The sequence below is a fragment of the Calditrichota bacterium genome, assembly GCA_013151735.1.
GTDB lineage: Bacteria > Zhuqueibacterota > JdFR-76 > JdFR-76 > BMS3Abin05 > BMS3Abin05.
The window spans coordinates 28,701-37,704 of sequence record JAADHR010000168.1 but is presented as its reverse complement, the minus strand read 5'-3'; the positions used below and the strand labels follow the sequence as shown (position 1 = coordinate 37,704).

Annotated in this window: 8 protein-coding genes; all 8 read right to left on the bottom strand. The window is 50.8% G+C overall.

Annotated features, from left to right (window positions below; genetic code table 11):
* Positions 1 to 1,079: glycosyltransferase family 2 protein (locus GXO76_11955; protein ID NOY78573.1), on the bottom strand; the 1,079-nt coding region annotated here is incomplete at its 3' end.
* 14 nt (positions 1,080 to 1,093) lie between these two features.
* The gene (locus tag GXO76_11950) at positions 1,094 to 1,789 is read right to left on the bottom strand and encodes a hypothetical protein (GenBank protein NOY78572.1); all 696 of its coding nucleotides are present in this window, start codon (positions 1,787 to 1,789) and stop codon (positions 1,094 to 1,096) included.
* Between the two features lie 86 nt (positions 1,790 to 1,875).
* Positions 1,876 to 3,654, bottom strand: coding sequence for a DUF4091 domain-containing protein (locus GXO76_11945; GenBank protein ID NOY78571.1), 1,779 nt, complete (start codon positions 3,652 to 3,654; stop codon positions 1,876 to 1,878).
* Positions 3,647 to 4,534 (bottom strand): polysaccharide deacetylase family protein, encoded by an 888-nt coding sequence (locus tag GXO76_11940; GenBank protein NOY78570.1) that lies wholly within the window; start codon positions 4,532 to 4,534, stop codon positions 3,647 to 3,649. Before GXO76_11940 ends, GXO76_11945 begins: the two co-directional genes overlap by 8 nt.
* The gene (locus GXO76_11935) at positions 4,524 to 5,636 is read right to left on the bottom strand and encodes a glycosyltransferase family 4 protein (protein NOY78569.1); all 1,113 of its coding nucleotides are present in this window, start codon (positions 5,634 to 5,636) and stop codon (positions 4,524 to 4,526) included. The genes GXO76_11940 and GXO76_11935 overlap by 11 nt, the downstream gene beginning before the upstream one ends.
* Positions 5,636 to 6,859: a glycosyltransferase family 4 protein gene (locus GXO76_11930; GenBank protein ID NOY78568.1), complete on the bottom strand. Its 1,224-nt coding sequence runs from the start codon at positions 6,857 to 6,859 to the stop codon at positions 5,636 to 5,638. Before GXO76_11930 ends, GXO76_11935 begins: the two co-directional genes overlap by 1 nt.
* Entirely contained in the window at positions 6,856 to 8,442 is a 1,587-nt protein-coding gene (murJ, locus tag GXO76_11925) for a murein biosynthesis integral membrane protein MurJ (protein NOY78567.1), read from the bottom strand. The genes GXO76_11930 and murJ overlap by 4 nt, the downstream gene beginning before the upstream one ends.
* Positions 8,432 to 9,004, bottom strand: a 573-nt coding sequence (locus tag GXO76_11920; GenBank protein NOY78566.1) for a glycosyltransferase, incomplete at its 5' end; no start/stop codon positions are given. The genes murJ and GXO76_11920, both read right to left, overlap by 11 nt.

Sequence of the window (9,004 nt, the reverse complement as noted above, 5' to 3'; positions counted from 1 at the left end):
TTCTGGAAAATCACCCCTACAAACGACAATCCGTACAGGGACACTTGAGCCAGCAGGGTGAGCCGGTAAAATCCCCCCGTCAGGGGAAGATTCACAAAAAACAGGGCCACAATAAACAACGGGCTGAGCGTCCGGAGGACTTTGTGCGACCAGAATTCAAAAGACGGCCATCCCCTAAAGGGATTAAGCAGTTTTTTAAGAATGAGAATCTGCTGGAGATTTCCCACAAAAATCCGCGACCGGCGGTTGAAATCGCCAAAGCTGTCACTGTACGTCTCTTCGCTGGCAACGGCTTTCGGATCGTACACCACGCGTTTTCCCTTTTCCAGAACCCGCATGGGAATAATAAAATCATCGTTGATGGCCTCGGGCGGAAGGGGTTCAAACAACTCTTTCCGAAATGCCAGAAGTGCCCCATGGGCTCCAATCACCGAATAAATCCGGCTTTCCATTTTTTTGATGTGAGTTTCGTATTTCCAATAGAGCCATTCTCCCTTCCCCCGAACGGAGGCATCCCATTTTTCAAATTTGTACACCCCGGAAGCGGCGCCCACCCTCGGATCCGTGAAATTCTTCACCAACTCCTTTAAGGCCGACTTGTCCAGCATGGCCGAGGCATCGCTCATCACAACAATTTCACCTGTCAATTTGGGGATGGTTTTATTAATCAGGGAGGTTTTCCCCTCGCGGGTCGTGTATTTGTAAAAATAGATTTCTGAATCCGAATAGGATTGAATCATTTCGTTGGTCAGATCAAATGATCCGTCGCTGGCAACCACAATTTCCAACCGATCCGCCGGATAATCCAGCTCCAGGCTGTTTTCAATCTTTTGCCGGATGATCTTTTCTTCATTAAAAGCCGGAATAAAGAGACTGACGCGCGGCCAATTCAGCTGTCTTAAATGAATCCCCCGGCTCTTTTCAGAAAGCGGCTGACTGTCCCGGGAAAGCGGTGTGTGTTTCTCCGGATTCCATTTTTTTACCCGCGAAATAAGCATCAAAATCAGCGGGTAACCCAAATAGGTGTAAAACGTTAGAAAAATGATCAACCAGAACACGCCTTCAAATACAATCCTCATCGGAATGACCTCCCCTACCGCCGTACAAAGTAAAGTGTTCCAAGGGCCGAAAGCACCAAGGCAATCACATCCCGGAACGGGAATAAAAGGTTACTGAAAAAGTATCCTGTCTTCGCCCAAAGTGTGGAGGGAACCACCACAACATCCTGATTCTGCAAAAAATAATTGGTCTGATTCTTCCCCCTTTTTTGAATATCTTTGAGTTTTACGCGAATAATTACGGGATTTTTTGGATCGCCTCGCACAATTTTCACATGATTCAAACTGGCGTGAGTGGTTGCTCCCCCTGCCAATTGCACCGCGTCCAGGACGGTAATGGGCTTGCCCAGTTGAAAGTAACCGGGATTCCGAACCTCCCCGATCACGTAATACCGATGTCCCCCAAAACTCGTGACATTGACCGTCACCTCCGCACTGGACATAAAGGCTTTGAGCTTTTGGGTGACGTTTCGGTCCACCTGGTTGGGAGTGAATCCGGCGACTTGAACATCTCCCAACAGCGGCAGGTTGACCTTTCCATCGGGACGGATAATTATGGTTCGCTCCACTCGATCGGCTGCATTTCCATCCGGGACGATCGTAATCGAAATGGCATCTCCCGGCTGCAGTACAAATGCCCGTTTTGGCTGCAGGCTGTTGGATTGTGCCAAAAGACAAGCGGGCACCAGAATTCCTGTAATGAGTACAAATAAAACAGTTTTTTTAATCATCTCTCCACTCCACCCTTTTTTTGGGATTCATCCGAATCAAGCAACCCGTTATATTTTTTATGAACGGGGGTTCCCCCCCATTTTATTTAGTGACCTTTTTCCAGAATTATCCGGGCCAGCTCCCGCCTGGCGTTTTCCCAGTCTTCAGGATTGTGGCTCCAATCCCCCGGTTTGGCCCACCGGGGACAGTCCCAGTAGGGGCTGATTTCCCGGGGATTCAGCGCCGAACGAATTATGCTTCTCACGACGGGATCCGCCTCTTTCCCGGCCAATTGAAAATAGGCGTAATCCTGCATCCCCCGCCGAAGCTCTTTCATTCGAAAAGAACTAACCGGCCCGTTAATTGCCGGAAAATGAATTTGTGGCAGCTGGTTTCCCGGATAAAACAGGATCCCATTGGAAATATCCGAATCATTCCAGTTCTGGGCATTGGTGTACACATGCTTCGGCCAAAAATCGCCCACCCAGAGAAAAATGCCGTTCACACCGTACCGTTTGGCAATCCAGGGCCAGGTTCGCAGGGACAGGCCGTTCTGGTTCAGGCATTGCCCTCCCACAAACGGCTCGTGCTCCTGGTAGAACCAGGCCTTTTCCCCCTTTGCCTGCCGCGCCTGCATCGACGGCACCCAGTATGTTCCCCCGGTCGTGGCCCAGATATCCACGCTTCCGATCAGGTCGGGGTTCAATCCCGGAGAAACCGTGGCCATGTTTTTTACCCGGGAGCCCCCCTCGTGAACGGCCTGACCCAGATCGCGGATCATGGCCTTCAATTGGGGATAGGATTTAAAATCCGGCTCGTCAACCAAATACACAAAAAGCTCGGGAGCCGTCCATCCTTTTCGGGCAAAATGGGTTTCAATGGCCCGAACGTAGGTACGCAGCGCCCTTTTGTGGGCCTCTGAGAGATGGCGGGATCTCTGATAATCATCGCCAAAAAAGGGCTTGTCACCGTCCCGCATTCCCCACCAGGGCCAGGGTCCCACCTTCCAGAGCGCGGGCGGAACCCCATCGGAAAAGGCTTTTCCCGATAAAATGGGGCCAAAATAAAAATCATAAGCCGACCAATTGATCGAAAGCATTTTACCGGTTTTTTCATCCCACTCAATGTCGGGCTGATCCACGCCATTGGTAATTTGTGTGACGAACCCGTGGTCGTGTGCCATCCGATAGTAACGAAGAATAACCGGCCAATTCTTCCGAAGAAAAAGACTTCGGGGATCCAGATTTTCTGCCTCGGCCAGGCGTTCCCAGTAAAGGGGAACCCAGGCCGTCAAAGTGATTTTTCGGGGAAGAACAAAATTCCACACCCGCACCTGAACCCCCATTTTCACACTCTCTCCCGTACCGGTGGCGAATTGAATCGTCCCCCGGTGAAGGCCTGCAGGGGCATTCCGGGGAATCCGAATATCCACCCAGACCGGCTGATTTCGATTGGGCCGGAGCGAAAACGGAAGCGCCACTCGTCGCCCCTTTTGGTACGGATCCCGGAAAGGGATCAGGGGATCCGGATAGTCTCCGGCCGGTCCCGCTACTATTTTTTTCGGCACATTCGGTGCAAATAAAAAGCTCTCATAAAAAAATGAGGCTGAAAGCACGCCGGGCGTGTCCCACTGAATTTCGGCATCTTTTATCGTTGTCTCTTTTCCGGATCGCAAGATAATTTGAAACGAGACCGTTTCATTCTTCGCCCCCGCCAGTTCAATCCGGTTTTTGGAGGAATTAAAAAGCCAGGCATCCGAACGAACGACTTCCTTCGGATGAACCTTTCGCGACTCATTCACAATCCGGTACGAAAGGCGGCCATCCGCCCAAACAAGTCGACCCGCCAGGATAAAAAGAAGAAAAATCCACACCGTCTTACGCATGATCAGCCACAGCCTCCTGCTTTTTGGTCCGGTCCGGTTTTCCCCCGAATAAAAACAACCAGAGTTTATGATAGCTTTCGCTGCCAATGGTTCGCTTGGCCAGGACAGCCAATCGGTTCCGCCACCAAAAATAGGCGGGACGCCAGCCCTTCATTGTCACCAAATGGGCAAATGTGGACGGACTCATTTTTGGATTTACGGCAATCCGGTAGTACCCGTGCGGGACGTATCCGTTTGCGTGAATTTTCTCCCAGAACGGCTGAAAATTTCCGTAGCCAAAGAGGGATGTCAAAATCCCCTTGTAACCATACGAGCCGCAAAGCTGCCAGATGGAACGATCAATTCGGCCGCCCGGAAGAGACAGAAAATCCACCGGCCGATTCAGGATGGATTCCAGCATCTTTTTTGATCCCAGCAGCTCGTTTACCGCCTGGTGTGAATTCAATTCCATCAGAAATGTGTGACTGGCCGTGTGCGATTGAACGTCCATCCCCGAAGCCACCAGCTCCCGAAGATCCTCTTCGGACACAAAATCAGGGTCGCCGATCCAATCGGTCACGACAAAAAAAGTAGCCGTAAAACCGTACTCTCTTAAAATGGGAGCGGCGAATTCCATCTGGGAACGGTGGCCGTCATCAAATGTCAGCACAACATACTTCCCGGAAACCAATTCCTGAGGATCATTCTGAACCCATGCGTAAAACTCCGAGAAGCTGATCCCCCTTATCCCCTGAGATTTCAGAAACTCCATTTGTTCCCGGAATTGATTCCTCCGAAGGGTGTAATGGGCGCGTTCACCGCGAAGCTCCGGCACGCGGGCGTCCGGAACCACATCGTGATACATGAGAATGGGACATTTTATTCTATGGTTAAGCGTCATTTTGACCCTCTATCAATTGGGTGTACAACCTTACAAGATGCTCGACCGAATTGGCCAGTGAAAAATGGTTTCTCACAAACTGCCGGGCTCGTTTCCCAAACTGCTCACGACTTTTTGGGGAACGAATCAGTTGCCCGATGGCATCGGACAGGGCATCGGCATTTTCCGCCGGAACCAATAGGCCGCTTTCCCCATCCGAAATAATGGATTCATTTTCGCCCACCCGTGTGGCAACCGGTGGTAGTCCGGCGCCCATGGCCTCCAGTAGGCTCAGCGGGACGCCCTCCGTTTTCGACGGCAGCACAAACACATCCATCTGGTTCAAAAAAGGACGCACAAGGGGCTGGCTCCCCCACAATTTAATCCTTCCACACAAGTTTTTTGCCGCCAAATAGTCCTGAACCTGAGGGAAAAAGGGACCGTCTCCCACCCACCAGAATTCCACATCGTTCCGCTCCTGCAGGATTTTTTCCGCTGCCCGAATAAAATTGAACGGATCTTTTCGTTTTTCCAGGGCTCCTACCACGCCCACAACGGACTTGCCATTTTTGAGCCCTTCCGGATAACCGATCTGATCAAAACGCTGCCAGTCCACCCCGTTTCGAACCACTTCAATTTTATCGACAGGAATTCCTGCTTTATCAGCAAATTCTTTTTTCAGATGATCGGAAACAACACATAATTTCGTGCTATTTTGGGTCAGCCAGCGAATAATTCCGCGGCGAAACCGTGAAGACGTGCTGAAATACCCGTGTTCGTGAAGAATACGCACGGGGATTTGGCTCCACATGGCGGCCAGTTGTCCCCAGAGGTTGGCCGTAAAAACGTGGGTGTGGACGATATCGAATTCTTCTTTCCTGAAATAGGAAATCAAATTCCGAAAAAAGACCCCATCGACCCGGCTGCGTTTGTGAAAGAATTTCAATGGCAGCCCGGATTTCTGGATCGTTTGAATCAGGGAGCTTTGTTCGTAGCGAAAGCTTACGATGTGAATGTCGAAACCCCTTTGCTGCAGCAGAACGGCCCAATCAACCATTAAGTTCTGTGCGCCCCGGTTTTCCAGCGATTCGATCACAAAAGCTATTTTGAGTGACGTCCTCATCAAATCAGTCTCAATTCTTTTCGCATTCGAAAGACATTTTTGTGAATATCAAAATTCTCCGAGAGGAGATGACCGGCCTGTTCCACCATGGATTGTGTCTCGGCTGAATTTGTGATCAGCCATTCGATGGCTTCAGCCAGTTCTTCGGGCGCTCCGGGCCGCACCAGCAATCCGGTCACATGATCAATAATCACCTCAGGCAATCCCGAAACGCGGGTTCCGATCACCGGCAGGCGGTGCGCCATGGCTTCCAGAATTACATTTGGGATTCCATCGCGGTCGTTGTTTTTGGCCACCACACTGGGCATCACCAAAACATCCGCCCGGCGCATCAGGGAAAACACCTCCTGCTGAAGCAGCATCCCTTTAAATTCCACACGGTCTTCAATATCCAGATCACGGGCCATTTTCTTCAATTCTTCCCTCAGAGGACCGTCTCCAACCAACCAGACTGTAACACGGAACCCCTTCTTTTTCAAATAAGCAACCGCCCGCAGCAGGTCAGAAAAACCCTTTTGTTCAACCAGTCTGCCAATGGCCAGGGCACGAAATTCCGTTGAAATCGCCCCGTTCTTCGGTACAATCCCCGAAAAGTCCAGACCATGGTAAGTGACCACAATTTTATTTCCAAAATTCCGGCCAAATTGATCATTCATATAGGACTTATTAAATTTCGTGCACGTAATGACTTTATCGGCATCATCAATGAGACGCTCCAGATTTCCGGGGTGAAGAAAAATATCCCACGCATGGGCCGTAAACGAAAACGGAATCCCCGAGACCCGGGAGGCTACCCAGGCTGTTTCTGCCGGCACGGTCGCCCAATGGGCATGAATTTTTCGCGCCCCCCACTGACGGGATTTTTGTCCCGCATAAACCCCGATCGGGAGCAAACCCAGTGTTTTGATCAAATAGCCCGGATGCTTTTTGTTATCGCGAACAAGAGTTCGGAAAATCCGCATAAATTTTACGGGATGTTTCAGAAAATATTTACCCGTGAGAAGAATCGCACTGAGCCAGACAGATGCCGTTACGTAGTGGGTTCGCTCTTTCAAACGAAGAGCCGCCGTCTGAATCACCTTATCCCGGCATTTTTTCAGGGAAATGATTTCAACGGACACGCCCTGCCGCTCCATTTCCAGAATTTCACGCAGAATAAACGTTTCGTGTGTTTCCGGAAACTGAGACAGCACGTAGGTTACTTTTGCGAAAGATACACTCATTCCTGAAACCCAACCCTTACCTTTAATTGATTCGTTGCAAAGTGAAAAACCGCCACCAGTTCTTCGATCCGCAGAAGGACGGCGCCCCCAAGAAAAACGAATCCTCCCCAAACCAGAGCACCGGCCAGGTAACGGATCTGTGAAAAAAGCGCTCCTGAAAAGGCCCACTCCTCAAAAATCAGTTGAAAACCCACCACGGCCAGAACCATTAAAACAGAAGCGGCCAAAACCTTTCCAAACCAGAGTCGCCATTGCCGGTCGATAATCCGGCCGTATTTTCGTTGGTAGACGATGAACAGAATAACCAGCTTCACATATCCGGAAAGGCTGGTCGCCAGCGCCAATCCGGCCAGTCCCATGGACGACACCAGCAGTACATTCAATACGATATTTGTGATGACCCGAACCCACCCAATTTTCATGGAATCGACATTGTTGTGGTGGGCATTAAAGCCGAATACCAGCACATCATTCAGCCCGAAAGCGAGAATCCCGACGCCGTAAAAGAGAATGGCCACGGCCGTCATCTCGGTGGATTTTGCCGAAAAGGCCCCGTGTTCGAAAATGATCCGTACAATGGCCTTCCGAAGCAGGACAATAAGCAGCATCGTCGGCAGTAAAAACAGGGCAATCATACGCAGGGCTTTTTGAACGATTTTTTGATCTTCTTCCGAATCGGCCTTGCTGGCTTCCCGGGCCATGCGCGGGTAAAGCGCATTCAACAACGAAAGAGAAAAAACATTGGCGGGCAATTCCACAATCAGAAAACCGTAGCTTAATGCAGAAATTGCCCCGACCGGCAAAAATGAGGCAAAAATTTTGTCCACGGATGAATTTAAATACCCCCCCGCTTTTCCAAGATAAAGCGGAAAGGTCAGTTTGGCCCAATTCTTTACGGCCGGATGTTTCCAGTGAAAGGTTAAATGGATTTTTCGCCGGAGCTTCCACAACTGCGGTACCTGAACCAGAATTTGGCAGCTTGCCCCCAGGGAAATCCCGACGGCCGCCGCGAAAATCCCCCATTTTTGGTAGAAGAAGATCATCACGGCCAGAATCACCACATTGTTGAACACCCCTCCGAGTGTGGGCGCGTAAAACTTTTCTTCATTGTAGAGAACAGCTTTTCCGAGCTCTGAAAATCCGATAAAAACGGACATTCCCATCATCACCCAGGCCAAAAGGATCGTGAGGCGCTGGACGCTGCTCTGAAAGCCGGGGGCCAAAATTTTTACCAGCAGCGGGACCGAAAGCAGTCCGATCAGGGTTCCCAAAGCGATAAGCACCAGGTAGAGGGTCAGGATAATATTTCCGGCTTCCCACGCTTTTTCTTCGCCTTGCTGAACCAGGTTTTTTGAGAAAATCGGAATGTAATTATCCGCTCCCGTGGTAAACAAATAGGCGAAGATACCGGGAATCATCAGGGCCAGCCAGAAAGCGTCGGCATTGGCGCCTGCCCCAAAGAGATAGGCAATCGCAATATTTTTCACCAATCCCAGAATGCGGCTGGCCAGCGTCATGGTCATCATAAAAAGGGAGGCCTTTGCCAACCCCCGATTGGTAAGCCTTTTCCGGTCAATGGCCATGCGTGTGAGTCTCCAGCCAGGTGATGTAATGCCTTTCCATGGTCTGAACCATTTTTTCAAGCGAAAACCGTTCGTGAACCTTGCGTCGGGCTGCCTGCCCCATGGCGGTCCGTTTTTTCGGATCCGCCAGCAAATCCAAAATGGCGCGGGCCATGGCTTCGGGGTTCTTTGGCGGAACCAGAATGCCGTCAACCCCGGATTCTACCGCTTCCGGATTCCCTCCCACACGGGTCGCCACCACCGGTACACCTGAAGCACCCGCTTCCAGAATCGTATTCGAAAACCCCTCAAAATGGGAGCTTACTACCAGCAGAGAGGCACGCGGGTAAACCGCAGGCATCCGGGAGGTAGGCGGCAAAAGATGAATGTTTTTCGCACCCCCCTCTTGCATCTGGCGCTGAATGTGACCCAAGACGGGTTCGCGCATTTCCCCAACAAGGGCACAGTGCACATCCGGCCGTTTTTTGATAACCCTCTGGCAGGCCTGTACAAATGTGAGCTGCCCTTTTACGGGACGGTAACTTCCAACATTCAGAATAAGCGGTGCCCCTTCCGGAATTCC